Below are 26,675 nucleotides of genomic sequence, written 5' to 3' on the forward strand. Positions count from 1 at the left end.
TCACCTGTGTCTCATGACGACGAGCGTGATGTCGTCGTAAATCTTCTGCTTGCCGATATGCGTCATCAGGTCCTCGATGATACCCGATTTGACGTCCTCGGCGCTCTGTCCGTAAAACTTCCCGGCACTCTCGCACAGCCGCTCGATGCCAAATAGTTCGCCCTTGGCGTTCGCCGCCTCGGTCACGCCATCCGTGTGCAGCACGATCATGTCGCCGCGGCCGAAGGAGATCTCGCGGGTGGCAACAAAGCGCGAAATGTCCGATTCCAGGCCGATCGGCAGGCCGAGGTCGAGCGTGTCGATCCGTTCGATTTCCGCACCTTTGCGCACGACGATCAGCTCCTCGTGCTGCCCCGACAGTGTCAGGCGGCCAGCGTCGTAATCGAGGAAGGCCAGTGACAGATGCTTGTCGGTATTGGTCCGCACGATGTTCTTGTAGATGGCGCGGTTGAGCCGGTTGAGGAACACCTCCGGATCCATGTCGCCGGCTTCCTGCAAGGCACGAGCGACGGACTGCACCATCAGCATCAGCACACCGCTTTCGAGGCCGTGACCGGTGACGTCGCCGATGCCGATCTTAAGCCGCTCGCCGTCGCGCAGCACGTCATAGTAGTCGCCTCCCACCTCATCGGCCGGTCGCATATAGGCCGCGATCTCGAGGTCGGCGATTTCAGCGAGCTCACCGGCCTTCGGCAGCACCATCATCTGGATCTGCTTGGCGACGGCGAGTTCGGCGCCAAGGCGCAGGTTCTCGCTGCGCAGTTGGGTATTCAGCGTCGAAATCTGATGGTTGGCGTCCTCGAGCTGCTTTGTGCGTTCGGTCACCAGGTTTTCGAGGTTCTCGGTGTGATAGCTGATCTCTTCCGCCATGCGGTTGAAGGCGATACCGGCTTCACCGACTTCGTCGCGCGTCGTGATCGGCACACGGACGGAATAGTCCTTCGCCTCGATGCTGGTTGCCGCTTCGGCGAGCGCGCTGATGCCGCGGGTAACCCGCTTGGAAATGCCGAACACGGCGAGCGTGACGAACAGAAGCGAGGCGAGCAGGGCCAGGATCTGATACACGAGGATGCGGTTTGTCGCTTCAGAGATACTCGCCTGTGCGGCAAACAGGGAGGCATAGATTTCCCGCTCCGGCACGACGATGCCAATCGACATGGTCTCGCGGCGCACCGGACCGGACACCCAGAAGTTCTCTGGCTCGAGCTGTTTCAGGAGCATGAGGTAGGGGACCTTCTCACCGCCCTCGTCGAGCAGCACCCGCTGAATGGCGCCATCGGCGCCAAGCGGCAACTCTGCGATCGCGGGCTGTACGCTGCGGCGTAGCGAGCGCTCCAACCCGGTGACGCCTTGTCCACCAGTATCGCTCGACCGCTGCAGGCCGATCACCTTTTCGCCGACCGGATTGATGGCAAGCACGTTGCCGTCGGACATAACCAGAAAGCCGAAGCCGCTGTCGCCGACTTTGACGCTTTCGACAACCTCGGCCAGCTGATCGAGCGTGATATCGGTTCCCGTCGCGCCGGCGACACCCTTGCGGTCGCGGGTCCAGAGCGGCTGGAAGAAACTGACGATCAGTTTCCCCGAGGCGGCATCCGTATAGGGTGCCGTTTGCGTGGTATCGGCCGCGACGGGCCTGAGGGTCGGAGACTTCGCCCATTCCTCCCAGGACTCGTAGAGCCCGGGGAAGAAGAAGTTCCAGAAGTTGGCCTCGTTGTGACCGGGGTAGAGACGGTCGAACGTCTGCGCCTGGTCGGCATAGGGCGCCATCCGCAAGATTGGCCGTTCCTTTGGTCCGACGTAGTACATCTGCAGTTTGGACCGGCCGTGCGCAAGCAGGGCGGGAGCAACCAGATCGAGAACGGCGCTGTTCTCGATGTCGGCCTGCACCTCGGGTAGCGGCCGGTGGTCGGGGCCAAGGAGATAGCTCCAAACACTGACGCTCGAGAGCGGTCCCGGAAGGTTCTGCGCCCACCCACCTTTGGGATCGTAGACCACGGTAGCGGATTCCGGCGCGTGCCGGGCAAGTGCCTCCCCGACGTCGGACCTGCGCGCAGGCCGGTCGATCTGCGCCTGGAGCACGCCCGCGAGCGTGGCGACGTCGGCGTGAACCTGGCCGAGGAGAAGATTAACGCGCGCGGCCGTCGATTCCGCGTAGGTGAGCATGTAATCTTCGTTGGCCTTTTGCAGGCCCTGTCCAACCTCAGTCGTTGCGTCGCGCGACAATCTTTGAACGTTCCAGAGCGCGAGACCGCCTGTCAGCAGGAGGTCGAAGAGCACGGCGCTGCCGACGACCAGCACGAACTTGGCGCGGAAGGATCTCAAGCCGAACCGGGGACGTTGGATAGTGCTTGCGCTCATAGCGGTTTGCGCCCGGACGCTGCCCAGATCGGCCAGCCCGCATAGCCCTTCGGGTGCAGTGCCGCGAAGATGTGATCCCGGAAGCCCTGGCGAAAACGGTCGATAAATTCAGGTGCCTCGCCGTGTCTCGCCGCCATTACCGTAAACATCTTCTCCCAGCCGGCGATGATGTCGGCGAAATCCTGCGGGTCACCGTCCAGATTGGTGACCATGAAGGATTCGACCAGGATGTCGTCGAAGCCCGCGTCGGCGAGATAGCGCCTGCTCTTCGGCCCGAGCTCCACATCCATCTCGAAATGGCTCAAAAGCCTCGCGAGTTCATTATAGGTCCATTGGATGCTTTGCGCCCGTGGCTCGCCGAGGCAGTGCGAGTTCTTCTCGTTGGTGATGTAGACTCGACCGCCCGGCTTCACGATCCGATACAGTTCCTTGAGAAGCAGCTCCGGATGATTGAATACCTGCAGCGAGTGTCGGCAGGTCACGAAGTCGAACTGGTTGTCCTCGAGTAGCATCTCCGACGCGTCGCCGTAGGTATATTCGATACCCGTCACGCCGAAGTCCGTCGCCACATTGCGGGCATAGGAGAGGCTCGCCTTCGAATGGTCGAGGGCGACGATCCGCGCCGGCTGAAACTCCTTCTGCGCGAGCACGGCGAAATCGCCGATGCCGCAGCAGATGTCGGCCATGGCGATGCCCGGCCGCATGCCGTGGCGCGGCAGGATGTCTCGTTCGTGCCGCCACGTCAGTTTCGTCTGCGCGCGGAGGATGGGAATGAAGCTCGTATCCTCGAAGTAGTCCTGGCCGGGATAGAACATCGAATCATAGACCTCGACGGAGATCTGCGGCTCGATCGTACTCAGGTGCCGGAACATGCGCGTCGTCCAGCCGACGACGCTTGAAGTGACGACGATCAGGCGCAGGTCCGACCGCTCCCGGCAGGCGTCGAGGGCGACCCGGATGAAGGCCTGGAAGGCCGTATTGTTCATCTGGATGAGTCGCTTCACATCGATATAGAGAACGCCGCGCACCGCATCGATCGCTTCCCGCAGCGCGTGAATGCTCTCGGCGATTTCATCGATCGAACGCGGCCGGATCGTCCCGGCGAGCGAGAAGACCTGGCTGTTCGGATCGAAGTCGACCTTGAAGCGCTGAGTAAGGCCCGCCGCGATCAACTCACCATTCCTTCAAGAGGAAGGTCCACGATCAGGGTGATTGCCGGCGCCGCATCCTCGTCAAGCCGGAGGCGGGCGTCATAGTTGACCGCGAGGTCCAGAAGCACCGATTCCCGGCTGGGGGCAAGATCGTTGGAAATGGCGTCGAGATAGCGGGCCTGGGCATCGCTCTCACGGGTTCTCGATACCGCCTCGCGATAGAAGCGCACCTGGGCAGGCGGGCATGGAAAGCTCAGCTGAACCCGTTCCGTGGCGCCTTGGCGATAGATCGACAGGCCAATCTTCCCGTCGGTGGTACCGCCGCGAAACGAAACTTCGAGAAGCTCGTTCAAGGCGGAGGAGAAGAAGTTCGAATGCCTCACAGGATCGGTTCTGTTGTGGCTGATCATGCGGGCAAGGTAGCTCGAAACATGGTCGCAGTGATGCCAGTCCGAGAGGAAATCTTCCATCTCCATATCGAACTGCAGCAGGGGCTCGAAAGCCGCCTCCGTGGTCTTATTGACAGTTGCACCCATACAGCAATGTCCTCCGCACCCCGAACTCTGCCACGGCCATAACGCAGTTTCTATAATGATTTGTAACCAGGCACCCCCCGGATCTTGCACGTAAACAACCCAGGTTTTGCGCCGCGTTTCACGGCGCGCAACGCACGGATGCCGCTAGAGCGTCGCCATTGCCGACGAGCGGCGGAGATAGGCGCCGATCGCTTCTGCCGGCATGGGCATGCCCAAGAAATAGCCCTGCAGCCGGTCGCATCCCTCTTTTCGCAGCCAGACCGCCTGTCCCATCGTTTCCACGCCTTCGGCGGTGACCCGCATGCCAAGGCCATGCGCAAGCCCGATGATCGATCGAACGATTGTCTGGCTCTTCTCGTCGCTCTCGAGGTCCTTGATGAAATATCGGTCGATCTTGATCGTGTCGAAGGGGAAGTTCTTGAGGTAGCTGAGTGAGGAGTAGAAGGTGCCGAAATCGTCGAGCGAGATCTGGATGCCCAGCACGTTCAGCGTATTCAGCGTGTCCAGATTGTTGGTGGTGCGCTCAAGCAGGACCGTTTCCGTAACTTCCAACTCGAGCCGGTCTGCCCTGAGGCCCGCCATGTCGAGCGCCTGGGCGATGCGGTCGGTCAGTCCCTCCCGCAGGAATTCGGCCGGCGACAGATTGACGGCGACGGTGAAGTGCGACGGCCAGGTGGCGGCCTGTCGGCAGGCCTCTTCCAGCACCCATTGGCCGATCTCGTTCATCAACCCATCGGCTTCCGCCATGGGAATGAAGACGTTGGGTGGGATGACACCCACCAGCGGATGGTGCCAGCGCACCAGCGCTTCGAAGCCGACGATCGAGAACGGCGGTTCGACGAGCGGCTGGTACTCGATGGAAAACTGATTGTCCTGCAGCGCGGTGCGCAGGCTGCGACGCAGCATTTCCCGCTGCTCCAGAACGATCAGCATCGAGCGGCTGAACGTTTTTGCCCGTCCCCGTCCGTCCTTCTTTGCGGCATAAAGCGCGATGTCCGCCGCCTTCATCAACTGCTCGATCTCGTTGCCATCATTGGGAGCGATGGCAATGCCGATGCTGGCGCCGACGAAAACCGCGATGCCGTCGATCGTGAACGGCTCATTGAACGACTGGATCAAGGCCTCGGCGAGATATTCGGCATCCGTCGGCTGATCGCTGTGTCGCTGGATGACGGCGAATTCGTCGCCGGCCAGGCGATAGGCCACCTCGCCATCGCGGAGCGCGCCGCGAATGCGCTCAGCCGCCATCTTGAGCACGGCGTCGCCAGCGCCGTGGCCGAGCGTATCGTTGACCGGCTTGAAATCGTCGAGGTCGATCTGCATCAGTGCCAGTTTTTCGCCGGGCGTCGGCAGGATGTTCTGCAGGTCGTCGCTGAATTGGCGACGATTGGGCAGGCCCGTCAGCACATCGTGCGTTGCCTGGTGCAGAAGCAGCGCCCTTTCGCTCTCGCCATGGCTGCCGACCTCGCGGCGTGTCGAGCGGCCGCTGGTTTCAAGCACGCCGATGCCGCGCAAGGCGCGGAAGACCAGAAGCGTGCGCTTGGACTTGGTGTTGGCGTCAATGACTTCAACGCTTCTGGGCACGCCGTTTGCGATCACCGACGCGACCGTCGCCTTTGAGGCAGGGGCTAGCAGTTCGGGATAGAGGTGCCACAAGGTTGCATCGACCAGCGTACCGACCTCGTAGGTCTCCTGAAGCGCCGGCGACGCGCCGGTCAGGTGAAACGCCTCGTCGTAGAACGAGAGGATGTCATCGGCGTTGGCCGCGACGGGATCTTGCACTGAAGCTGAAGCAGACAAGTTTGCGTCAGTGTCCGGCATACTTGCCTTTCCCTTTCTGTTCCGAACTCGCCCGGGGACAGCAGCGGTCGCGGCTCCCGGGGACACAGCCACGCGCGGCATTGCGGCGTGGGTGGTCCTTCTCCAAAGCTATCGCGCGACGTATCCGGGTCAATGCCCTTGCCGCACGCGGATAATGGCCTGTGGAAACCTCGCTTCGAAACATGGCGAGCCTGGCGTGGCAGCCATTGCCCTGCACGGTTGTATATAAGCTCCTTCTTTTATCATTTACCATCATTGCATGCAATTTGGTGTCGGTTCGATCCTGCGCCAAAGGTCGGCCCATAGCGCAATCCCATTGCAGGACAGCGGCCTGGAACACGATTTGCGGCGCCAGGGCTACCTGCCTGGGTTCGACGAATGGTTGATTTGAACGGGCGAGCGGCAGGTACCGTTTTCCCCAGGCGCGGGTTAACCATAAAAGAAGAAATCGGGGGATTGGACGGCCAGTCTCCGGTTCATAGCCGTCTCGGCACATCGCGCTCAAGGATCGGCCGCCTGGTGAGGCGGCCGATCCTGAACCGTGATCAGTGCGTGCTCAGAATCACGTCGGTCTTCTGGAAGGTCCGAACGTCGATCAGGCCCTTGTCGGAAATCCTGAGCTCCGGAATGACGACGAGGGCCAGCAGCGAATGCTGCATATAGGCGTTGTTGAGCCGGCAGCCGCAGGCGCGCATGGCCTCGACGATGGCGGCGGCCTTCTCGGCGACGATCTCCGCCCGCTGATCCGACATCAGCCCGGCGACGGGCAGCTCGACCAGAGCCAGCTCTCGGCCTTCTTTGATGACGACGATGCCGCCGCCGACCTCGTGCAGGCGGTTGGCGGCCTTCGCCATGTCCGCCTTGTTCGTGCCGACGACGATCATGTGGTGGCTGTCATGGGCGACGGTGCTCGCCATGGCGCAATCGCTGTCATAGCCGAAGCCGGAGACGAAGGCGTTGACCACGTCGCCGGTGCCGCGGTGGCGCTCGACGAGTGCGATCTGGCAGATGTCGTTCGTACGGTCCATCTGCACGAGGCCGTTTTCGATTGCGACCTCGGCCTGAAGCGCCCGCGTCGGCGCCTGGTTCTCGACGACGCCGATGACGTTGACCCGCGCGCGCGTCGCACGTGCGTTGGACGCGATGTCGAAATCCGCGGCGGCCAGCACCCGGCCGAGATGCACGGTGTTGCAGGCGCTTTCCGGATAGACATAGGCTGGGATATCGCGCACCAGTGCCCCGCTTTCGGCCATCAGTTCGCCGCGGGCAAACACCATTTCAATCGGCAATGCCGCGAGATCCGAGGTGATGATCAGATCGGCCCGCCGGCCTGGCGCGATCGATCCGATCTCGCGCTCAAGGCCGAAATGCTGGGCGGTGTTGAGCGTCGCCATCTGGATCGCGGTGACGGGCTTCAGGCCTTGTGCGATCGCATGGCGCACCACGCGGTTCATGTGGCCGTCGTGAACCAGAGTGCCGGAGTGGCTGTCGTCGGTGCAGAGCAGGAAGTTGCGCGGGTCGAGGCCGGATTCGGTGACGGCCTTGATCTGTGCCGCCACGTCGTACCAGGCGGAGCCGAGGCGCAGCATGGCGCGCATGCCCTGGCGAACGCGAGCGATTGCGTCGTCGACCGTCGTGCCTTCATGGTCATCGGCCGGGCCGCCGGCGGCATAGGCGTGGAATTCGCGGCCGAGATGCGGCGAGGCATAGTGCCCACCGACGGTGAGCCGGGCATCCTGGGTGGCCGCGATCTCGGCCATCATCTTCGGGTCGTTTCCGGCGACGCCGGGGAAATTCATCATTTCGCCAAGGCCGATGACGTTCGGCCAAGACAATGCCTCGGCGACGTCGTTAGCCGAAAGCTCGGCGCCGGCGGTTTCAAGGCCGGGTGCGCTCGGCACGCAGCTCGGGACCTGGACGAGCACGTTGATCGGCAGGCTCTGGGCTTCCTCGTTCATCAGCCGGACGCCGGCAAGGCCGAGCACGTTGGCGATCTCGTGCGGGTCGATAAACATGGTGGTGGTGCCGTGTGGAATTACGGCGCGGGCAAATTCGGTGACGGTGACGAGACCGCTTTCCACATGCATGTGCGCATCGCAGAGGCCGGGCACGAGATAGCGGCCGGCGGCGTCGACGACCTTGGTGGCGTCGCCGATCGTGTAGCTGGCGTCCGGCCCGACATAAGCGAAGCGGCCGGCTTTGACGGCGATGTCGGTGCCGGGGATGATCTCGCCGGAATAGACATTGACCCATTTGCCGTTGCGGATCACGAGATCGGCGGGCTTGCGGCCCATGGCGACGTCGACCAGTTCGGGTGCGGTCTTCGACCAGGATTGAAGCATGACAGTTTCCTTCGGATGGGCGATGTCGGCGCCCCGGCATTGAGGGCGCCGAAGGATTTTCTGGCGGTTACTGGGTCTGGGCGACGAGGGCTGCGGCAAGCAGCGCGACGAACCACATGACCGGTCTTACATCGCCGGCCCGGCCGCAGACCAGCTTGATCAGCACATAGGCGATGATAGCAAGCGACAGGCCGAGCGTGATCGAGAACGTGAGCGGGATCAATACGATCGCAAGGAAAGCGGGGATCGCCTCGTCGAGCGCGCTCCAACGGATGTTGCTGATCGGCTCGGACATGAAAAGGCCCGTGAGGATCAGCACCGGTGCGGTCGCTACCGCCGGCACCAGCGAAAGTAGCGGCGACAGGAACAGGAAAGGCACGAAGAGAAGACCCGCAACCAGCGCGACGAGACCCGTCCGGCCCCCTTGCTGGATGCCGGCGCCGGATTCGAGATAGACCGTTGCCGGGCTGGTGCCGAGCGGCGCGGAGATCAACGCCGCGATCGCATCGACATGCATGGACTCGCGGATATTACGCGGCATGCCGGTCTCGTCCTTGAGGTCGGCCGCTTCCGCAAGTCCGAGGAAGGTCGATAGCGCCTCGATGAAGTTTGTGAACAGGAAGACGAAGATGAAGGGCAGGTAGATCAGGTTCAGCGCGCCGATGAGATCGATCTGGCCGACGAAGCTGAAATCCGGTGCCGCCGAAAAGCCGCTCCAGTTGACCAAGGTGTGAACATCCGGCGTCTCCGGCGAGAAGGCGCTGCCGTCGCCCCACCAGCGGCCGATCGGGACTGCAAGGATCGTCGTCAGGATCATGCCGGCCATCATCGCGCCGGGGATCCGTCGCACCACGAGAGCGACCGTCAGGATGAAGCCGGCGATGAAGGTGAGCGTCACCGGATTGAACTGCGTCAGGCCGACGATGGTGTCGGGGTTGGCGACGATGAACTTGGCGTTCTCCAGGCCGATCAGCGCGATGAACAAGCCGATGCCGCAGGCAATGCCGTAGCGCAGATCGACCGGGATCGCCTCGATGATCGTCTGGCGCAGGTTGAAGAACGCCATGACGGTGAAGAGCACGCCGGCCCAGAAGACGCAGCCGAGCGCGACCTCGAGCGGAACCTTGGCACCGACCACCATCGTATAGGCAAAGAGCGCATTGATGCCCATGCCGGGCGCCACCAGGATGGGGCTGCGCGCATAAAGCCCCATGGCGCAACTGCCGATGAAGCTGACAAGCACGGTCGCCGTCACGCCTGCCGAAAACGGAATGCCGGCATGGGCGAGGATCGACGGGTTGACGACGATCACGTAGGAGGCGGCGAGAAAGGTCGTAAGACCCGCGAGGATCTCCGTGCGGACGGTCGAGCCGAAGCGCGAGATCTGGAAGTAGCGGTCGAGAAGCGCGTGAAACCAGGATCCCCCCGGGCCCGGCGCCGCCTCCACGGACTTGTTCTGAATGTTCATTTTGTTCCCCTTTTTTGAAACGACGAAGGGGGCCGGTCAAACCGGCCCCCCTTGAGCACTATTCCGCGGCTTCGGCGCGCTCGTCTCCGCTTGCGGGCGAAAACGGCGAAATCACCTTCAGCCGGACGCAGTCGACGACACCGAGATCGGTGATCGCATATTCCGGGATCGCGGTGATCTGCAACACGAACATGTACATGAAGGGCCAGGGCAGCGGGCAGCCGAGCGCACGGGCCGCATCGTCGAGCTGGTCTTCCAGCGCCGCCATCTCGGCCGGTTCGATGTCGGAGACGATGCCGCCGATCGGCAGGTGCAGGAAGGCTTCGACCTTGCCGTTTCTGACCACGACCTGGCCGCCATTGTTGGCGATCAGGTGGTTGATGGCGATACGCATGTCCTCGAGATCGGCGCCGATGCAGATGATGTTGTTGTCGTCCGGGGCCGTGGAACTGGCGATCGCCCCTTCCTTGAGCCCGAAACCGGAAGCAAAGGCGACCGGGCGGTTCTGCGTCTTGCCGTAGCGTTCGACAACGGTGACGTATTGCACGTCCCTTGCGGGATCGGCGAGCACCTTTCCGTCCTTGACTTCCAGCGTCACGTCGCGGCGGGTGCGCACGAAGATCTTTTCCGGTGTGACGGCGATTGCCATGGCCTCGGCCGTGTCGCCGGCGCCGGCGTAGGCGACCTTGAGGTCACCCGGCTGGAGCGGTTTCACCTTGACCGAGTTGAGAAGGGCGACGCTGCGCTCGGGCGGCGTCAACTCGATCGCCATCTTGCCATCGCGGGCGACCACCTCGCCCTTGGCGACGACGGTCTCGATGTTGAAGTTGCGCAGGTCGTCAACGAGCAGGATGTCGGCGGCGCGGCCGGGGGAGATCGAGCCGACCTTGTCGTCGATGCGGAGCGCATCGGCGCCGTTGATCGTCGCCATCTGGATCGCCGCCATCGGCGAAATGCCCATGGCGATCGCCATGCGCACCATGTTGTCGAGATGGCCCCGCTTCAGGATGTCGCTCGCGACCACGTCGTCGGTGCAGAAGCTGATGCGGCGGAGCGCCTTGGCACCCATTTCCGTGACGATGCGCAGATTGTCGGCGAGGAAGTGCGAGATCGAGGATTCACGCACCACGACATGCATGCCGGCCCGCAGCTTTTCGAGCATTTCTTCCGGCGTGTAGCTCTCGTGGTCGGCGCGCACGCCGGACTGCTGGTAGCCGTTGAGCCGCGCGCCCCGGGTCATCGGGCAGCAGCCGAGCACCGGCAGTCGGCTCTTTTCGGCGAGTTCCAGCGCCGCTAGAACGTCGGCGTCTTCCTCCTGGATGAATTCGCGCACGGTTTCCCAGATGCCGACGCATTCCGGCCAGTGATGCGTCGCCTGGTGATCGGCCGGGCTGAAATAGTGGCCGACGGTCGAACGCGGCATGGTGTAGGGCGTCTTGCACGGCGCGCCCCAGAATACCCTAAGCGGCGTCTGCTTGGCTTCGTCGAGAAACTCGCGTGCGGCGGCGGGGCCGCCGACGACGATGATCTGGTCGAGACCGGTGACGATCGAGGTGGTGCCAAGCGGCACGACGGCCTTGGCAAAGCTCGTCAGCGACATCTTCGAGCATTCGACATGCAGATGCCCGTCGATCATGCCCGGTGCCAGGTACTTGCCGGTGGCGTCGACAATCTTCGTCTCGGGCCCGATATAGTCGGAGATGTCGCCGACGGCGATAATGCGTTCGCCATAGATGGCGACGTCGGCCTGATAGATCTCTTCCGAAACGACGTTGACCAGGCGACCGCCGCAGATCGCCAGGGTTGCCTTGCCGCCGGTGCCGGACGCGGCGCGAATGAATTCTCTGATATCGCTCACTGGAACCTCTTCTCCCTTAGCTCCAGTGAATATTCCCAATTCCCCGCCGTTTACACAATGGGCCGAAATAGGCTAATCTCTGGACATATCGTACAAGATTTTGGACGAAATATGGATCTCTCGCTTATCGACTGCTTTGTGAAAGTTGCGGATTCCCGTTCGATTTCAGCGGCTTCCAGGCGCCATCGCCTGCCGAAATCGACGATCAGCCATAAGATCCGGCAATTGGAGGATGAGTTCGGCATCGAACTCTTCGTGCGCGAGGGCCATCAGTTGCATGTGACCGACGCGGGCGCCGAATTCCTGCGCTACGCGCGCCTGATCCAGTCGAATTGCGACGATGCGGCAACGGCGATGGCGGAGATGCGCCAGGAGGTGGCGGGCACGCTGCGCGTAGGCTCGACCGGCGAATTCGGCACGACCATCACCTCGGAACTGCTCTACGCCTTCCGCCAGCAATATCCGCAGGTCAATCTCGACGTCGTGTTCCTGTCCTCACGCCAGCCCTTTTCCGATGTCACCGAACAGGCGCTCGACGGCATTTTCCACTGGGGCGAGCCTTCCGATGTGGACTACATCAGCCGGCGGCTTTCGGTCTCGTCCTACGGCCTCTTCGCCAGCCCCCAATACATCGCCCGCCATGGCCAGCCGGATGATCCGGATGCGCTTGCCGGCCATCGCGGCCTCGTCTTCCGCCAGCCGACGCGGCTGCAGTCCTGATATCTGACGCAGGCCGGAGAGGATGAGGTGGACCTTCTGCCGACGTCCACCTGTACCACCAACGACTACTGGACGATCAAGTATTTCGCCGTTGCCGGCGAGGGCATCGCCTATCTGCCCGACTTCTTCGTCGAGACCGAGCGGCAGGCGGGATTGCTGGAGCCGGTGCTTGCTGACTGGCGCTCGCCGCAGACGGCGATCAACCTCATCTATTCGCGCCGCCGGCACGTCTCGAAGCGGTTCAAGGCCTTCGTCGATTTCTGTATCGAGTTCTACCGCGACCGGGACCGCGTAAAGATCCCGCGTTACTACGTCGAGCGCGTCAGCCTCTAGAGGCTAGGGGCAACGTCATGCAGCGGCGTCTCTAGCCAAGCAACGAAGGCAGCACGCTGGCGCCGTCGACATTCCCGCCGCAGAGCAGGATGACATTGGTCTGGCCGGTGCATCTGTCTGCGATCTGCCGGAAGCCGGCAAGTGCCAGAGCTGCCGCCCCTTCGACCAGCATGTGCTCGCCAAGAAGCAGGTCGCGCATCGCGGCTGTGATCTCAGCTTCCGTGCAGGTCACGACCTCATCGACGACGGCTATCGCAAGCCCGAGTGTCACGCTGTCTCCGTCGAGACCACCGGCGACGGCATCGGCGAGCGTGTCGAGGTGCTCGGTTTCGACCACCCGGCCAGCCTTCATCGAGGCCGCGAGCGCCGCCGAATTTGCCGCGGAGACGCCGATGACGCGGGTGTGCGGGCTGAAGCTCTTCAGCACCGAGCCGATGCCGCTGATCAGTCCGCCGCCGCCCATGGCGATGAAGACATTATCGATGCGTTCGGCCTGCTCCAGGAGTTCAAGCGCGATCGTGCCTTGTCCGGCGATGATTTCCGGGTCGTTGTAGGGCGAGACGTAGCCGAGTTTCTCGGTCGCAGCCCGCCGCTGCGCATGCTGTTCGGCAAGCCCGGTCTCTGAACCGTGGAGGACGACGTTGACGCCGTAAGCGCGGATGCGCTCCAGCTTTGCCGGTTTGACGATCTCGGGCAGTACGACCGTCAACTTCTGGCCGATCGCGCTTGCTGCGTGGGCAGCACCAATGCCGTGGTTGCCGGAGGAAGCGGTGATCACCTGCTGGTCCCTTGGCAGCGAGGTCATCTTGCTCGCAGCGCCCCGGATCTTGAAGGAGCCGGTCAGTTGCAGGTTTTCCGCCTTGAAAAGCACCGTCGTGGATGTCTGCTGTCCGACCGCGCGAGACGGGATAAGCGGAGTCTCGTAGATGAAGGATCGGATGCGCTGGCGTGCGCGGACAGCGCGCGCGGCCGTTTTGAGGACGTCTTTGGTCATGCGGTTGTTCCTTGCGGGTGGCCGAGCAGGCCAAGTTCATCGAGCACGGTGCGGGCGATGGCGATGTCCTGCGTCGCGATCCCTGTGAGGTCGGCGATGGTGATGTCCCGATCCGAACACCGGCCTTCGGCCGCACCGGAAAGGACTGCGCCGAGCGCGACACAGCGGTTCGCGCTGATCAGCCCGGCGCGCGCCGCCGCGGAGAGTTCGCCATGGTCCAGGCATTGCTCGGCGAGATCGACAAAGAGGCGGTCGGCGCGGGCAGCGAGGGCAGTTTCGAGCTCCTGCTTGCCGGGTGCGTCCGCGCCCATGGCGGTGATATGGGTGCCAGGCGCGATCCAGTCCGATCGGATCAGCGGCTCCTTCGATGGTGTCGTCGTTACGATCGCATCGGACTGGCGGCAGAGCATCTCAAGATCGGTTGTCGCCGCGATGGGAACAAGCTCTACGAGATCGGCAAGCACGGCGTTTGCCCGTTCCATGGATCGCCCCCAAACCGTGAACCGCAGTGGACGATCCGAGAGCGCGGCAAGCGCGCGGATCTGGATGCGCGCTTGCGTGCCGGTGCCGACGATCCCGATCGATCGGGCGTTCTTGCGCCAGAGCGCCATGGTCGCGATCGCGCCGCCGATGCCGGTTCGCAGATCGGTGAGCAGGCCCTTGTCGTCGAGCACGGCCACCACGTCGCCGGTCTCCGAGGATACTGCGACCATCATGCCGTTGCTCGACGGCAGTCCCTTGGCCGGATTGTCGTAGAAACCGGAGGCGATCTTCACGACGAAGATCGGATCGCCTTCGATGTAGCCGTATTTGATGTGGCAATCCGCATTGCGGCCGGAAAGCGGCAGGTAGCCGACCGGCGGCAGGTTGGCCCGGCCGTCGGTGACGGCGATATAGGCGTCGCGGATGGCCGGTGCGGCGAGGGTCAGCAACGGCAGGGAGGCGAGTTTCTCACGGCCGACGACAATCATGGCGCGCTCCCCTGGCTCAGATATTTGTAGACGGTCGCGCGGCCCATGCCGAGGATGCGCGAGATGTAGGAGGCTGCATTCTTGCCGCCGAAGGCGCCGTTTGACGAAAGGGCGATGACAAGTTCTTGCTTGTCGGTGCGGCTCATCGTCGAAATCGTCAGCCCGCGGGCAGCCGTCCACTGCTGGACATATTCGTTGACGCGTTCGTGCCAGTCCTCCCGAAACAGGCTCTCCGGCTTGTCGGCGTCGACGGGAACGCGGACGAGCGCATTCAGCGTGCGGAGTGCTGCATGGAAGTCCGAAACGTCGGCGTTGATGCAGAGCACGCCGATCGCCTTGTCGGCCGTATCGCGCAAGACCGCGCTGATCGCCTTGATCGACCGGCCGTCCCAGTTGACCTTTTCGTAGGGGCCGATGATCGCATCGCCTTCCCTGAATCCGATTTCGCTCAGCAGCGAGGGGTCGCCGATCTCGCGCTTGGAGAAGTTGCCGGCGATGTGGACGACGGTTCCAGTCGCCAGATCGTGCAGCACAACCTCAGCGTAGGGCTGGAACAGCAAGGCGATCGCGTCGCAGACCAGGCAATAGGGGCGGAGTTCTGGGGGCACGGCGTTCCTCTTCCTCGATAGCAATCCATAAATCACGCGTAGACGAAAAAGTCTATATTGGATTTATAGTCTTGTTTCCGCTCAGAACGCCAACAGCGGCGTGCGATGAGCTCGCACGCCGCTGTCCAAGCAGCCTACAGGGAGGGGGATCAGCTAGCTCGTCGCGGTCTTCATGCGCTTCGCCTTCCTTCAGCCGACAAGGAGCGGCATCACGGCCATGGCGCCAGCCAGGAGCCAGAGGATGATCGAGATCTTGCTCTGGAACAGGATCGAGATGTCGCCGCCGCTGATCGCCAGCGCATTGCGCAGGTTGACCTCTGTCACATGGCCGGGCACGAAGCCGTGGATGATCGGCGCCATGTCGAAGCCGGCCTTTCGAAGCAGCCAGCGCACGTCGACCGACGTTTCCTTCGGTGAAACGGCGGCGGTTCTGAGCGGCACCGTTGGCTGGCGTCACGCCTTCGGTGATCTCGTGCCGACCTCCACTCTCGCCTTTGTCGGTCGGGATGCGTTCACCGTCGGCGGGGCGCCGATTGCCAGGGACGCGGCGCTCGTCGAGGCTGGCATCGACTTCAAGGTCGCGCCGACCGAGACCTTCGGTGTCAACTACACCGGTCAGATCGCCTCGGGCGTCTCCGATCATGGCGTCAACGCCAAGCTCAAGGTGAGCTTCTAAGAGCCGCCTTGACTGAGCGTATCGAGGCTGGCCGGGTGCCCCGGGATTAGAGCGTCTCGCATTCGTGCGCGGCGCATTTCTATGTCAGCGCTGCCTTACGTAACTGTTGCAAACAGGCCGCAGCCGCGACGATTGGCGCCATGGCCAGATTTCTGCACTTGGCGGTTGCTGCCGATTCGCCTATAGGTCGTCTTCCGGCAACCAATCAGGGAGGTTTCAAAAGATGCCAGCTTATTCTTTCTCCCTACGGGGCGGCGTACAGTTCTGAACTGGGCGCAGAAGGGCACTTTCGCCTTTCCGTCTTTTCCAGGTCAGGGATCGTTTCGCTGACCTTGGTCGTTCTCCTCCAGAGAATCTGGCCAAGCCAAATGATGCCGCATCGGAAGCTGGGTTCCTTTTAACGGCATAATCCATTCTGTATCTGTTTGAGGCCGATGCGTCGCGCATCGGGCAAATATTATGGCTTTTACTCGTTTTGCCTTGCGCGGCGGTGCGTTCCGCAGCGTTCTTGGTTTCACTTGGACTCATTGGAAGGCGCAGCCTGTCAGGATCAGCGTCATCCTCGGCATGGTCCTTCTGTCGACGCTCGCCGATGTCTTGACGCCGCTCTATTCGGGTCGGCTCGTGGATGCCGTCGTCTCCGGCTCGGCGACCGATCAGGTCGCCTGGAATGCGGCGATCGCCGCATTCTGGATGCTGATGGCGCTTTCGCTGGGCGCGATCCTGCTGCGTCACCTCACCTTCCTGGGCGTTACGGACCTGACGCTCAAGATGATGGCGGACATTGCGTCGGCGGCGTTCTATCGCATTCAGCGTTTCTCGACCGACTGGCACGCCAACAGCTTTGCCGGTTCGACCGTGCGCAAGGTGACGCGCGGCATGTGGGCGCTCGACCTGTTGAACGACACGTTGCTGGTGGCGCTCTTCCCGTCCGTCGTGATGCTGGTCGGTTCGACGGTGCTGATGTCGTTCTACTGGCCGATCATGGGTGTCATCATCGGTATCGGCTCGATCATCTTCATCGTGGTGACGATCCTCCTGTCGCTCGGATATGTCGCGCCGATGGCAAGCCTCGCCAACCGCTGGGACACCAAGCTCGGCGGTGCGCTAGCCGATGCGGTGAGCTGCAACATCGTGGTCAAGGGCTTCGGCGCCGAAGGTCGCGAGGACGCGCGCCTGGCCAAGGTTCTCGCCAAGTGGCGGGACCGCACGCGCCGTACCTGGATACGCGGCACCACCAACGGCACGACGCAAGGGGCCATGCTGCTCGTCCTGCGTGCGGCGGTGATCGGCTTTGCGCTGCTTCTGTGGGCGCGGGGTCAAGCAACTGCGGGTGACATCACCTTCGTGCTCACCTCGTTCTTCATCCTGCAGGGGTACCTGCGTGAAGTCGGCCAGCACATTCGCAACCTGCAGCGCTCGATCAACGACATGGAAGAACTCGTCGACATCCATGGACAGTCGCTCGGGATCGACGACAGGGCGGATGCCAAGCCGATCCGGATCACCGACGGCCGTATCGAATTCAGGGATGTGACGTTCCACTACGGCGCGCACCGCAAGCCGCTCTATGACCGGTTCTCGGTAACGATCCGGGAGGGCGAGCGCGTCGGTCTCGTCGGGCATTCGGGCTCGGGCAAGACGACCTTCGTCAAGCTGATCCAGCGCCTGCACGACCTGAAGGCCGGCGAGATCCGGATCGACGGTCAGGACATCGCATCGGTGACGCAGACGTCGCTGCGCCAGCAGATCGCGATCGTGCAGCAGGAGCCGATCCTGTTCCACCGGTCGCTTTCCGAGAACATCGCCTATGCGCGGCCGAACGCCACGCAGAGCGAAATCGAGAAGGCGGCGAAGCTTGCAAGCGCGCACGACTTCATCACGGCGCTGCCGAAAGGCTATGGCACCCTGGTGGGCGAACGCGGCGTCAAGCTATCGGGTGGTGAACGTCAGCGAATCGCCATTGCGCGCGCGTTTCTCGCGGATGCACCGATCCTGATCCTCGACGAGGCGACCTCGAGCCTCGACTCGGAATCGGAAGTGCTGATCCAGCAGGCGATGGAGCGGCTGATGCTCGGACGAACGACGCTGGTGATTGCGCACCGACTCTCGACGGTCCGGGCGCTAGACCGGCTGTTGGTCTTCGATCACGGTCGGATCGCCGAGGAGGGTACGCATGACGCGCTGATCCGTCTCGACGGCGGCATCTACCGCGGTCTCTTCGAACGCCAGGCGCTGGAGCTGACCAAGGGACTGGTATTGAACGACCAGTAGGAATGCCCGCTGCCAAACTGTTCGCCGCGCCTGAAGAAGGCGCGGCGAAACCCTAAGCCGATTGGCCGAGCCAGCGATCGATGCCCCGCGCGGCGGCGCGGCCGGTGCCAAAGCAGGCAGTGAGCAAATAGCCGCCGGTCGGCGCTTCCCAATCGATCATCTCACCGGCAATGAAGGTGCCGGGCAGTGCCTTCAGCATGTAGCTGTCATCGAGCGCCGCCCAGGTCACACCGCCGGCCGAGGAGATGGCCTCGGCGATCGGGCGCGGGCGTAGCACCGGGATTGGCAGCGCCTTGATCAAGGCAGCAAGATCGGGTGGCGCCAAACGCGCTGCATCAGGCGAAAGCTCGCGCAGCACGGCAGCTTTCACGCCTTCAAGCCCGGCCCCCTTGCGCAAGCGGTTGGAAAAGCTGGTCTTGCTGTCGAATCGGCCGAGATCCTTCGCCAGTTTCTCAACGGTTCGCCCGGGCGCGAGGTCAACCGCCAGTTCGGCAGGTTCGCCTTGAGACAGGCGGTTGCGAAGCGCGCTCGTGTGGGCGTAGACGAGGCTACCTTCGATACCGCTCTTGCTGACGACAAACTCGCCGGGGACGGTGCCGGCCTCCGACGTCGCAGTGACGCCCTTGAGCGCCGCGCCGGCGAAGCGGTCGCGGAAGGGTTCGCTCCAGTCGACGTCGAAACCGCAATTGGCGGGCTGGAATTTCGCGACGGACACACCCCTCTTTTCCAGCCAGGAAACCCAGGCGGCATCCGATCCGAGGCGCGGATAGCTGGCGCCACCGAGCGCAAGCAATGTTGCATTTACGCTGACAAGCGTCTTGCCGTCTGGGGTTTCGAACGCGAGCGCGCTGCCCTCAAAGCCAGTCCAGCGGTGCCGCGTCAGGATGCGAACGCCGCGGCTTTCCAGCGACTTGAGCCAGGCGCGAAGCAGCGGCGAGGCCTTCATCACCTCGGGAAAGACACGGCCCGAGGAACCGACGAAGGTCCTGGTTCCGAGGTCTGCCGCCCATTGCCTGATATCGTCCGGAGTGAAGGCGTCCAGCGCTGCGCGCAGTCGCGGCGAGGCGTTGCCGAAGCGCTCGGCAAAGGCAGCATAGGGTTCGGAATGGGTAATGTTCAGCCCCGACTTGCCCGCGAGCAGGAACTTGCGCGCGACCGTTGGCATGCCGTCGTAGACGGTGACCGCGTGGCCGCGCTCCGCCAACACCTGCGCGGCCATCAGCCCGCTTGGCCCGCCGCCTACAATGGCGATGTTCTTTTGTCCCATGCGCTTGCCCGGTCACAGATTCCACGTCGCCGCACTCTTGGCCCGGCGGCGCGTGGCGCGCAACCCCGCAGCGACGTACGCTCAGTGGCGATTGGAACCATTGAGCTTGCCCTCGAGCCATAGGCTGTAGCGCGAACCGGTGAAGCAGATGGCGAAATAGACCAGAGCCGCGAAGATATAGGCCTCGCTGTAGAAGCCGAGCCAGGTCGGGTCGGTTGCCGAGGTCTTGGTGGCGTTCAAAAGATCGTAGATGCCAATGACCGCAAGCAGCGAGGTGTTGAGCACGATGCCGATAGAGAGGTTGACGATCGCCGGGATGACGGCAGTAAGCGCCTGCGGTAGCACGACCAGCCGCAACATCTGGATCCGGCCGAGGCCAAGCGACAAGGCCGCCTCCCTCTGGCCCGCCGGGATCACCTGCAGGCCGGCGCGGATGACTTCGGCGAGATAGGCGGAGAAGAACAGGGTGACGCCGATCTGGGCGCGGAGCAACTTGTCGACGGCTGCACCGCTCGGCAGCGCCATAGGCACGATCAGCATGACCACATAGAGAACGGCGATCATCGGCACGCCGCGCAGCACTTCGATGAAGGCGATTGCCAGGCATCGCACGATGCCCATGTCCGATTGCCGGGCAAGCGCCAGCAGCAGCGCGATCGGAAAGGCGAAGGCGAGGCCGGCGATCGAGACGGCAAGCGTGATGGGCAGCCCGCCCCAATGATTGGTCGATACCGGCTCCAAGCCGGCCGTGCCCGCCATCAGCAGCCAGACGCCGAGAAGCGCCAACAGCCAGACCGGCACCAGGCGGAAGCTCCAGAAGCGGGGAAGGGCCGAGATCGTCAGGAGCGCTGCAATGAGGGCGATCACCAGCGCCGGGCGCCATTGCAGCGGCGGCGGGAAGAACGCGAAGAGCATGAACCGAAACTTGGCGCCGACGAAGGCCCAGCAGGCGCCCGCCGTTTCCTTGGCGCAATCGGCTGATGTGCCCGACCAGACGGCATTGATGACGGCCCAGCGGAAAAAGGGAAGCGCGAGCCAGAGGATTGCAGCGAGTGTCACAAGCGTGACGAGGCCGTTGGTCCAGCCGCTGAAGAGGCCCTGGCGCCAACGGTGCCAGTCGGGTGCGACGGGCGGCGCAAGTTCGATCTGGCTCATCGCTTTCCTTCTCCGCGCAGGACCACGCGTCGGTTGTAGAGGTTCATGATGGCTGAAACCGCAAGGCTGATCGTCAGGTAGACAGCGCCGATGATGATGATCGCTTCGAGCGCCTGACCCGTGGTGTTGGCCGTCGTGTTGGCGACGCTGACGAGGTCGGGGTAGCCGATCGCGACCGCGAGGCTCGAGTTCTTCGTCAGATCCATGAAGCTCGAAATCATCAGCGGCGTGATGACCCGAAGCGCCTGCGGCAGCACGACGAGACGCAGGATCTGCGGGGGCTTCAGCCCGAGTGCCCGGGCCGCTTCCCACTGGCCCGATTTCACCGACTGGATACCGCTGCGCACGATTTCGGAGATCGAGGCCGAGGCGTTGACGACCAGACCGATCAGCAGGGCAGCGAACTCCGGCGTCAGCGACAGGCCGCCGCGAATGTTGAAGCCGCCCTTGGCGGGGATCTCTACCGATGCCGCAAAGCCGAGGGAGGAAAGTGTGAGGTAGCAGAGGGCAAGCGCGCCAAGCACTGCACCGGCGGATTTCGGCAAATAGAAGGCCGAGCCCGCGAACAGCCGACGGGAGAGAATGAGCGCCGAGAGGACAGCCAGCACCACCGCCGAAAGCCAGAGAGCCGCCGGTAGCCCCTCGACCGAGAGCGACGGAAGATAGACGCCGCGGTTGCTGAGATAGACGCCGCCGAGGAACGTATATGCGCCGCGCGGCGGTGGCAGCGCGTGAATGATCGCGCTCCAGAGAAAAAGTTGCAGCAACAGCGGGGTGTTGCGCAAAAGCTCGACATAGCCATGGACGAAACTCGCGAGCAGCAGGTTGCCCGAGAGCCGCGCGATGCCGAGCGCGACGCCGAGCACGGTCGCAAGCAAGCAGCCGATAATTGCGACCTTGACCGTGTTGGCGATGCCGGCGGCGAGCGCCCGGGCATAGCTGTCGCCGGCCGAGTAAGGAAGAACGCTTTCGCCGATCTCGAAATTGGCCTGATGGGAGAGAAAGGCGAAACCCGGCGTCAGCCCCATCCGGTGCATGCTCTCGGCGGTGTTATGGCCAAGAAAAGCGAATAGGAAAAGTACGCCGACAAAAAGCGCGAATTGCTGCAGCGGCAGCGGCCCGATCCATGTGCGCAGCCGCGAGACAGGTCCGGGCCCGAAAGGGCCCGGTTGGATATGGCGTGTCATGGGAAAATCCATGAGCCGGCTCAACGGAACGGCGGCGAATAGAGCAGACCGCCCGCGGTCCATGGCTGGTTGTAGCCGCGCTCGAAGTTGAGCGGCGTGCCCTTGCCGACGTTGCGCTCGAAAATCTCGCCGTAATTGCCGACGGTCTTGACGATGTTGTAGGCGAACTTCGGATCAAGGCCGATGGCTTCGCCGAGCGACGGGTCGACGCCGAGGAAGCGCTTGATCGCCGGATCCTCGCTTTTGAGGAAGGTGTCGACATTGTCCTTGGTGATGCCGAACTCTTCCGCCTGGATCGTCGCGTAGACGGTCCAGTTGACGATTTCGAGCCACTGGTCGTCACCGGCACGGATTGCCGGCGCCAAGGGCTCCTTGGACAGGCGCTCGGGCAGGAGCACGTAGTCGTCGGGCTTGGAAAGCTGCGTGCGCTTGGCGGCAAGGTCGGTTGCGTCCTGGGTGAGCGCATCAACGCGACCACTGTCGAGCGCCTTCAGGAACTCGCCCGTCTCCTCGATCGTGACAGGCGTGAAGGCCTTGCCGGTCTTGCGGAAAAAGTCGGCGATGTTGAGCTCGCCGGTCGTGCCACTCTGAACGCCGATCGTCGCGCCGTCGAGTTCCTCGCCCTTGGCTACGCCGAGGTCCTTGCGTACCAGCAGGCCCTGGCCGTCGTAGAAGACGACGGGACCGAAGTGGAAGCCGAGCTTGAAGGCGCGACTGACGGTCTGGGTCACGCCCGAAAGCAGAATGTCGAACTCGCCGGATTGCAGGGCCGGCAGTCGCTGCTGCGGCGAGGAATTGGTGAACTCGACCTTCTCGGCGTCGTTGAAGACGGTGATGGCGATGGCGCGGCCGAAATCGACGAAGAATCCCTGCCAGCGGCCGCTACTATCGGGCGAGAAGAAACCCGGTGTGGTGCCGACGCCGACCTTGATCACGCCGCGCGCCTTGATCTTGTCGAGGGTTTCACCGGCGAGCGCTGACGTGGCGATCAGGCCAGCCGCCAGCGCTGCCGTTGCGGCAAAGGATTTGGTGAAAAGTTTTCGGTGAGTGAAATGTCGCTGCATAAGGGCCCCCAAGCCACAAAGAATGTCACTGCGCATGCACGGCGGAAGTGCCCGCTGCGTGTTGAAATAATTAAATCTATAGAAATTATATAATAGGTATATTTGTGCGAATTTGGCGCGCGGCCTGAAACAGATTTCGCCGCCTCGTTTTTGCCGGGAACGTTTTTGACAAGCAGATGGTCGGCTTGCGTGCGTGGCGGCCAATCCTGGTGTAGTCGTGCTTGCGGATGCCGATCGGCCGAAAGCTGCGCGTCCGGGTTGCCGGCGCACTCCAGGGCTGTGCCTCTTGTTGAGATCGGCGGAAGTTCCTAGGTTCCGCCGATCGAATGGGTTACGTCATTGGCGATGCGGCTTTTTGCGAAAGAATGGTGGGAACGGATAGGATGGGGCGCGCCGACGTCGGTTGCCCTGCATCTCATCATCGCCTTGCTGCTCCTGTTCGACCTGCCGCTCGAACTGCCCAAGCCGCCGAAGGAGCAGACAGTCAGCGTCGAGCTCGTTCCGCCTCCCGAGGTGAAGCAAGAGAAGAAAGCCGAACAGAAGAAAGCTGAGCAGAAGAAGGGCGAGGAGAAAAAGGCCGAACAGCCGAAGCCGCAACCGCAACCGAAGCTGCAACCAAAACAGCAGCCGCAACCAAAGCCCCAGCCCAAGCCGCCGCAGCAACTGCCCCAGACCTTCGCGTCCGCCATGGCCAAGACCAAGCAGGACAACAAGGAGGCCGAGCTTCCGCCGGCTGCGCAATCGGAGGATAAGAAGCCCGAGGCATCTGAGCAGGCAAAGGCTGCGACCGAACCGGCGAAGGTGCCACCCAAGAAGGATGAGACGCCGGTAAAAGAACAAAAGCCGTTGCCGACGCTGGCGGTGCCGGCGAAATCACCACAGAACGCCACGGAAAAGCCGGACGAGAAGCTCGCGGCGACGGTGGCCGAAGCGAAGCCCGAGCCGAAGGACACGAAGCCAGCCGAGGCCAAGCGGCAGGAACAAAAGCCGCCTGAAGAAAAGCCGACGACGAAGCCGGCCGATGCTGCTGCAAAGGTTGAACTCAAGCCGGTGCCGAGCAAATTGGTGGAGGCCAAGAAGCTCTATGCCGAAAAGGCAATTGCCGATCCGCGAATGAAGCAGGCGCTTCTCACATTGCCTCTCAAGGCGCGCATCAGCCAGCTCTGCAAATCCGAGGCGCTGGAGCAAATCCGCCACCAACGTCCGGATACTCCACCCCAAGGAATGGTACCGTTCGGTCCAAGGGGCGGGTTCATCTCGAAAAATCGCATGGATGCCAGCGGTGGTGCCTATCACAGCAAGAAGGTCTGGTACGACGTCGACTTCAAGTGCCTGCTCAACGAGGATGCGACGGAGGTGATCTCTTTCAGCATCGCCATCGGCGGCGTTGTGCCGAAGTCGGCCTGGGAGACGCGGCGCCTCGGTCCGCCTCCGGACTGATCTCGTAGCACTGCGATTTGGGGCGCGCTGCATCGCGTTACAGCTTCAGCCATCGAGCCACGTGGATTCTCGCGTTGTCCTCGCTCAGTCGGGCAAAGACGCGTGCTTCGTCAGCGCTTTGCCTGCCGGACCTTTGGGAGCCCGGCAGGCGCAGGTGCGAGTTGCCACTCTCACACAAAGCGAAGGCGGTTAGTCATTCAGCGGCTTGCAGCGTCCGCTCGCGGTAGACAGAGACCAGCGAGGTTCCGAGCATTGCTGCCACCGCAGCGAACAGGAAGACGCCGGCCGGTCCCTGCAATTCGACGAGAAGGCCGCCGAGGATCGCGCCGGTGGAGATGGCGATCTGGAAGGTCGTAAGAGTTGCGGCACCCGCGCCTTCGGCCTCGTCGCCGGCCGCGCGGCTAAGGAACGACTGCACGCTGACCGGCAGCGCGCCGAAGGCGAAGCCCCAGGCGGCGGTGGCAAGGATGGCGACTGCGGGCAGTGCGCCGGCGAGCGCCAGCGTCAGGGTCGTGACGGCGACACCGGCTGCCGCCGACATCATCGACAGACGCGTGCTGCGCTCGGCGAGGAAGCCGCCGGCAATGTTGCCGAAGAAGCCGCCGATGCCGAAGGCGAGCAGGATTGCAGTGATCGCCTCGACGCCGAACTGCGGCACCTGCTCAAGGAACGGGCGAACATAGGTGAAGCCGGCAAAGTGGCCCGTGACGACGAGCAGGATGGTTGCAAGGCCAAGCCGGATCGCTGGACGCTTCAGCACGTTGAGGATGGTGTTGAGACCGGTGGTCCCCTTCGGCGGCAGGCGCGGAACGGTCAGTGCCTGGACGATGAAGGTGACGATGCCGACGACGGCGGCAAGCAGAAAGGCATAACGCCAGCCGAGCGTCGCGCCGATCCAGGCGCCGACGGGGGCGGCGCAGACGGTTGCGATCGACACGCCGGACATGATGATCGCCATCGCCCGCGGCATCAGCCGGCCGGGAACGAGCCGCATGGCGAGCGCCAGCGACAGGGCCCAGAAGCCGCCGAGCCCGATGCCGAGCAGGAAGCGGGCGACAAGCAGCATCGGCAGGCTCGATGCGAAGCCTGCGATCAGGCTGGATATGATGAGGAGCGCGGTCAATGTCAGAAGGACATTCCGGCGGTCGAAGCGTCCGGTGTAGACAACGATAGCCGGGCCGGCGATGGCGGCAACAACAGCAGTCGTTGTTACCGATTGTCCCGCCGCGCCAACCGTCACGCCGAGATCCGCTGACATCGGTGTGAGAAGGCTTGCCGGCAGAAATTCCGCCGTAACCAGGCCGAAAACCCCGAGCGACAGGGAAACGACAGCCGCCCATAGCGGCTTTTCTTGTTCATCCGCCTCGCCCGTAGGCCTTGCGACGATGCCATCCATAATCTTCATCTCCATTGCGGTTGGGATGAAAATATGCATGGCCAACTGGAGTTTCTATGCTAGAAAATCCAAAACACTATGCCGTTTGTCCAAAGCTGGAGTGGCCTATGACTGATGCGCTGACCGAAATCCTGCGCGGACTGAGGCTCGATGGCGTGGAATATGGGCGTTGCCAGCCCTGTGCGCCATGGGCAACGTCCTATCCAGCACAGGAACCTGCGCGTTTTCACTTTCTGGCCTCAGGCTCTGCCCATCTACAAACGCCGGATGGCGCCTGGGTGGAACTGATGCCTGGCGATGCCGTGCTGCTGCCGCGCGGCGACGCGCATGTTCTCGCCAGCAAGCCCGGTTTGCCGACGATTTCGATCCGCGATCTGCCGAAGCGGCAGCTCTGCGACGGCATCGTCGATGTGCAGTGTCCCAACACGGACAGCCAGAACCTCCTGTTCTTCGCGGTGATGCAGTTCAATGTCGACCGGCTTCATCCTCTGCTGCAGCTGATGCCATCGGTCATGCGCACGAGCGATCTGGCCTCGAGTGAGCCGTCGATCCCGTCGCTGCTCGATACCATGACGCGCGAGGCGGCGATGCAGCGCGTCGGCTCTGGCGGCATCCTGGCGCGGCTTGCCGACGTGCTGACCGCTACGATCATCCGCGCCTGGGTGGAGCACGGCTGCGGCACGGCGACCGGTTGGCTTGCCGCCGTGCGCCATCCGGAGGTCGGCCGGGTACTCGCCGCCATTCATCTAGACCCCACAAAGGACTGGACGGTGCCGGAGCTTGCCAAGCTCATGGGTGCTTCGCGCTCCGGCTTCGCCCAACGCTTTGCCGACACGGTCGGCGAAACGCCGGCCCGCTACGTGGCGCGCATGCGCATGCACCAGGCCCATCAGTGGCTGCGCGAAGGAAAGCGGGTCGCCCATGTCGCTAACCGCCTCGGCTATGATTCCGAGGCCTCCTTCAGTCGCGCCTTCCGCAAGATCATGGGCGCGCCACCAAGCCATTCGCGAAATCTAATCCCCGCGCCCGAGCAGATCGCTTCGTGAACGTCAT

At 63.0% G+C, this 26,675-nt stretch carries 20 protein-coding genes and 1 pseudogene; 5 read left to right on the forward strand and 16 right to left on the reverse strand.

Annotated elements, in window-relative coordinates; all coding sequences use genetic code 11:
- The 7 genes from LAC81_RS30925 to LAC81_RS30955 all read right to left on the reverse strand — a co-directional run bounded on the left by LAC81_RS30925 (position 1) and on the right by LAC81_RS30955 (position 11,537).
- A complete protein-coding gene (locus tag LAC81_RS30925) occupies positions 1-2,361 on the reverse strand; it encodes a SpoIIE family protein phosphatase (protein ID WP_223728472.1) in 2,361 nt (786 codons plus the stop codon).
- A complete protein-coding gene (locus tag LAC81_RS30930; protein WP_223728473.1) occupies positions 2,358-3,533 on the reverse strand; it encodes a class I SAM-dependent methyltransferase in 1,176 nt (391 codons plus the stop codon). Before LAC81_RS30930 ends, LAC81_RS30925 begins: the two co-directional genes overlap by 4 nt.
- Positions 3,530-4,048, reverse strand: coding sequence for a ubiquinone biosynthesis methyltransferase UbiE (locus LAC81_RS30935; RefSeq protein WP_223728474.1), 519 nt, complete (start codon positions 4,046-4,048; stop codon positions 3,530-3,532). Before LAC81_RS30935 ends, LAC81_RS30930 begins: the two co-directional genes overlap by 4 nt.
- A 144-nt stretch (positions 4,049-4,192) precedes the next feature.
- Positions 4,193-5,869 (reverse strand): putative bifunctional diguanylate cyclase/phosphodiesterase, encoded by a 1,677-nt coding sequence (locus LAC81_RS30940; RefSeq protein ID WP_113539730.1) that lies wholly within the window; start codon positions 5,867-5,869, stop codon positions 4,193-4,195.
- A 545-nt stretch (positions 5,870-6,414) separates the two neighbouring features.
- Positions 6,415-8,211: an adenine deaminase gene (ade, locus tag LAC81_RS30945; RefSeq protein ID WP_223728475.1), complete on the reverse strand. Its 1,797-nt coding sequence runs from the start codon at positions 8,209-8,211 to the stop codon at positions 6,415-6,417.
- A 67-nt stretch (positions 8,212-8,278) separates the two neighbouring features.
- Positions 8,279-9,679 carry an NCS2 family permease gene (locus LAC81_RS30950; RefSeq protein ID WP_223728476.1) on the reverse strand — a complete coding sequence of 467 codons (1,401 nt, stop codon included), beginning with the start codon at positions 9,677-9,679 and terminating at the stop codon, positions 8,279-8,281.
- A gap of 58 nt (positions 9,680-9,737) precedes the next feature.
- Positions 9,738-11,537, reverse strand: a complete 1,800-nt coding sequence (locus LAC81_RS30955) for an adenine deaminase (RefSeq protein WP_223728477.1) — start codon at positions 11,535-11,537, stop codon at positions 9,738-9,740.
- Positions 11,538-11,648: 111 nt separating this feature from the next.
- On the opposite strand from LAC81_RS30955, the pseudogene LAC81_RS30960 reads away from it, so the two are divergent.
- Positions 11,649-12,590: pseudogene (locus tag LAC81_RS30960) on the forward strand (LysR family transcriptional regulator).
- A 31-nt stretch (positions 12,591-12,621) separates the two neighbouring features.
- Here the strand turns inward: LAC81_RS30960 and LAC81_RS30965 are convergent.
- The 4 genes from LAC81_RS30965 to LAC81_RS30980 form a co-directional block, all read right to left on the reverse strand.
- Complete coding sequence (locus LAC81_RS30965; protein ID WP_223728478.1) at positions 12,622-13,584, reverse strand: pyridoxal-phosphate dependent enzyme; 963 nt, start codon at positions 13,582-13,584, stop codon at positions 12,622-12,624.
- Positions 13,581-14,555 carry an ornithine cyclodeaminase family protein gene (locus LAC81_RS30970; RefSeq protein ID WP_223728479.1) on the reverse strand — a complete coding sequence of 325 codons (975 nt, stop codon included), beginning with the start codon at positions 14,553-14,555 and terminating at the stop codon, positions 13,581-13,583. The genes LAC81_RS30965 and LAC81_RS30970 overlap by 4 nt, the downstream gene beginning before the upstream one ends.
- Positions 14,552-15,163: a helix-turn-helix transcriptional regulator gene (locus tag LAC81_RS30975; protein ID WP_223728480.1), complete on the reverse strand. Its 612-nt coding sequence runs from the start codon at positions 15,161-15,163 to the stop codon at positions 14,552-14,554. The genes LAC81_RS30970 and LAC81_RS30975 overlap by 4 nt, the downstream gene beginning before the upstream one ends.
- Before the next feature lie 189 nt (positions 15,164-15,352).
- The gene (locus LAC81_RS30980; RefSeq protein ID WP_223728481.1) at positions 15,353-15,523 is read right to left on the reverse strand and encodes a hypothetical protein; all 171 of its coding nucleotides are present in this window, start codon (positions 15,521-15,523) and stop codon (positions 15,353-15,355) included.
- Here LAC81_RS30980 and LAC81_RS30985 point away from each other — a divergent pair.
- Both LAC81_RS30985 and LAC81_RS30990 read left to right on the forward strand, forming a co-directional pair.
- Positions 15,522-15,839 carry an autotransporter domain-containing protein gene (locus LAC81_RS30985; protein ID WP_223728482.1) on the forward strand — a complete coding sequence of 106 codons (318 nt, stop codon included), beginning with the start codon at positions 15,522-15,524 and terminating at the stop codon, positions 15,837-15,839. The two genes, LAC81_RS30980 and LAC81_RS30985, sit on opposite strands and share 2 nt — an antisense overlap.
- A 459-nt stretch (positions 15,840-16,298) precedes the next feature.
- Positions 16,299-18,113: an ABC transporter ATP-binding protein gene (locus LAC81_RS30990; RefSeq protein WP_223728483.1), complete on the forward strand. Its 1,815-nt coding sequence runs from the start codon at positions 16,299-16,301 to the stop codon at positions 18,111-18,113.
- Positions 18,114-18,165: 52 nt separating this feature from the next.
- On the opposite strand, the gene LAC81_RS30995 is transcribed toward LAC81_RS30990, so the two are convergent.
- The 4 genes from LAC81_RS30995 to LAC81_RS31010 form a co-directional block, all read right to left on the reverse strand.
- On the reverse strand, positions 18,166-19,380 hold the full coding sequence (locus tag LAC81_RS30995) for a TIGR03862 family flavoprotein (RefSeq protein ID WP_223728484.1): 1,215 nt from the start codon (positions 19,378-19,380) through the stop codon (positions 18,166-18,168).
- Positions 19,381-19,461: 81 nt separating this feature from the next.
- Entirely contained in the window at positions 19,462-20,535 is a 1,074-nt protein-coding gene (locus tag LAC81_RS31000) for an amino acid ABC transporter permease (RefSeq protein ID WP_223728485.1), read from the reverse strand.
- The gene (locus LAC81_RS31005) at positions 20,532-21,722 is read right to left on the reverse strand and encodes an amino acid ABC transporter permease (RefSeq protein WP_223728486.1); all 1,191 of its coding nucleotides are present in this window, start codon (positions 21,720-21,722) and stop codon (positions 20,532-20,534) included. Before LAC81_RS31005 ends, LAC81_RS31000 begins: the two co-directional genes overlap by 4 nt.
- Positions 21,723-21,742: 20 nt before the next feature.
- Entirely contained in the window at positions 21,743-22,786 is a 1,044-nt protein-coding gene (locus LAC81_RS31010) for an amino acid ABC transporter substrate-binding protein (protein ID WP_223728487.1), read from the reverse strand.
- Between the two features lie 345 nt (positions 22,787-23,131).
- Between LAC81_RS31010 and LAC81_RS31015 the strand changes: the two genes are divergently transcribed.
- Positions 23,132-24,226, forward strand: a complete 1,095-nt coding sequence (locus tag LAC81_RS31015) for a DUF930 domain-containing protein (RefSeq protein ID WP_223728488.1) — start codon at positions 23,132-23,134, stop codon at positions 24,224-24,226.
- Positions 24,227-24,419: 193 nt separating this feature from the next.
- On the opposite strand, the gene LAC81_RS31020 is transcribed toward LAC81_RS31015, so the two are convergent.
- Positions 24,420-25,622: an MFS transporter gene (locus tag LAC81_RS31020; protein WP_223728489.1), complete on the reverse strand. Its 1,203-nt coding sequence runs from the start codon at positions 25,620-25,622 to the stop codon at positions 24,420-24,422.
- 107 nt (positions 25,623-25,729) lie between these two features.
- On the opposite strand from LAC81_RS31020, the gene LAC81_RS31025 reads away from it, so the two are divergent.
- On the forward strand, positions 25,730-26,668 hold the full coding sequence (locus tag LAC81_RS31025; protein WP_223728490.1) for an AraC family transcriptional regulator: 939 nt from the start codon (positions 25,730-25,732) through the stop codon (positions 26,666-26,668).
- The last annotated feature ends 7 nt before the right edge of the window (positions 26,669-26,675 follow it).

The organism is Ensifer adhaerens (assembly GCF_020035535.1).
Taxonomy (GTDB): domain Bacteria; phylum Pseudomonadota; class Alphaproteobacteria; order Rhizobiales; family Rhizobiaceae; genus Ensifer.

What these genes read in the sequence shown, in the direction of transcription:
- LAC81_RS30925 (WP_223728472.1), bottom strand. Translation starts at nt 2,361, where the DNA reads ATGAGCGCAAGCACTATCCAACGTCCCCGGTTCGGCTTGAGATCCTTC.
- LAC81_RS30935 (WP_223728474.1), bottom strand. Translation starts at nt 4,048, where the DNA reads ATGGGTGCAACTGTCAATAAGACCACGGAGGCGGCTTTCGAGCCCCTG.
- LAC81_RS30940 (WP_113539730.1), bottom strand. Translation starts at nt 5,869, where the DNA reads ATGCCGGACACTGACGCAAACTTGTCTGCTTCAGCTTCAGTGCAAGAT.
- ade (WP_223728475.1), bottom strand. Translation starts at nt 8,211, where the DNA reads ATGCTTCAATCCTGGTCGAAGACCGCACCCGAACTGGTCGACGTCGCC.
- LAC81_RS30950 (WP_223728476.1), bottom strand. Translation starts at nt 9,679, where the DNA reads ATGAACATTCAGAACAAGTCCGTGGAGGCGGCGCCGGGCCCGGGGGGA.
- LAC81_RS30965 (WP_223728478.1), bottom strand. Translation starts at nt 13,584, where the DNA reads ATGACCAAAGACGTCCTCAAAACGGCCGCGCGCGCTGTCCGCGCACGC.
- LAC81_RS30970 (WP_223728479.1), bottom strand. Translation starts at nt 14,555, where the DNA reads ATGATTGTCGTCGGCCGTGAGAAACTCGCCTCCCTGCCGTTGCTGACC.
- LAC81_RS30985 (WP_223728482.1), top strand. Translation starts at nt 15,522, where the DNA reads ATGTCGAAGCCGGCCTTTCGAAGCAGCCAGCGCACGTCGACCGACGTT.
- LAC81_RS30980 (WP_223728481.1), bottom strand. Translation starts at nt 15,523, where the DNA reads ATGGCGCCGATCATCCACGGCTTCGTGCCCGGCCATGTGACAGAGGTC.
- LAC81_RS30990 (WP_223728483.1), top strand. Translation starts at nt 16,299, where the DNA reads ATGGCTTTTACTCGTTTTGCCTTGCGCGGCGGTGCGTTCCGCAGCGTT.
- LAC81_RS30995 (WP_223728484.1), bottom strand. Translation starts at nt 19,380, where the DNA reads ATGGGACAAAAGAACATCGCCATTGTAGGCGGCGGGCCAAGCGGGCTG.
- LAC81_RS31000 (WP_223728485.1), bottom strand. Translation starts at nt 20,535, where the DNA reads ATGAGCCAGATCGAACTTGCGCCGCCCGTCGCACCCGACTGGCACCGT.
- LAC81_RS31005 (WP_223728486.1), bottom strand. Translation starts at nt 21,722, where the DNA reads ATGACACGCCATATCCAACCGGGCCCTTTCGGGCCCGGACCTGTCTCG.
- LAC81_RS31010 (WP_223728487.1), bottom strand. Translation starts at nt 22,786, where the DNA reads ATGCAGCGACATTTCACTCACCGAAAACTTTTCACCAAATCCTTTGCC.
- LAC81_RS31015 (WP_223728488.1), top strand. Translation starts at nt 23,132, where the DNA reads ATGCGGCTTTTTGCGAAAGAATGGTGGGAACGGATAGGATGGGGCGCG.
- LAC81_RS31020 (WP_223728489.1), bottom strand. Translation starts at nt 25,622, where the DNA reads ATGGATGGCATCGTCGCAAGGCCTACGGGCGAGGCGGATGAACAAGAA.
- LAC81_RS31025 (WP_223728490.1), top strand. Translation starts at nt 25,730, where the DNA reads ATGACTGATGCGCTGACCGAAATCCTGCGCGGACTGAGGCTCGATGGC.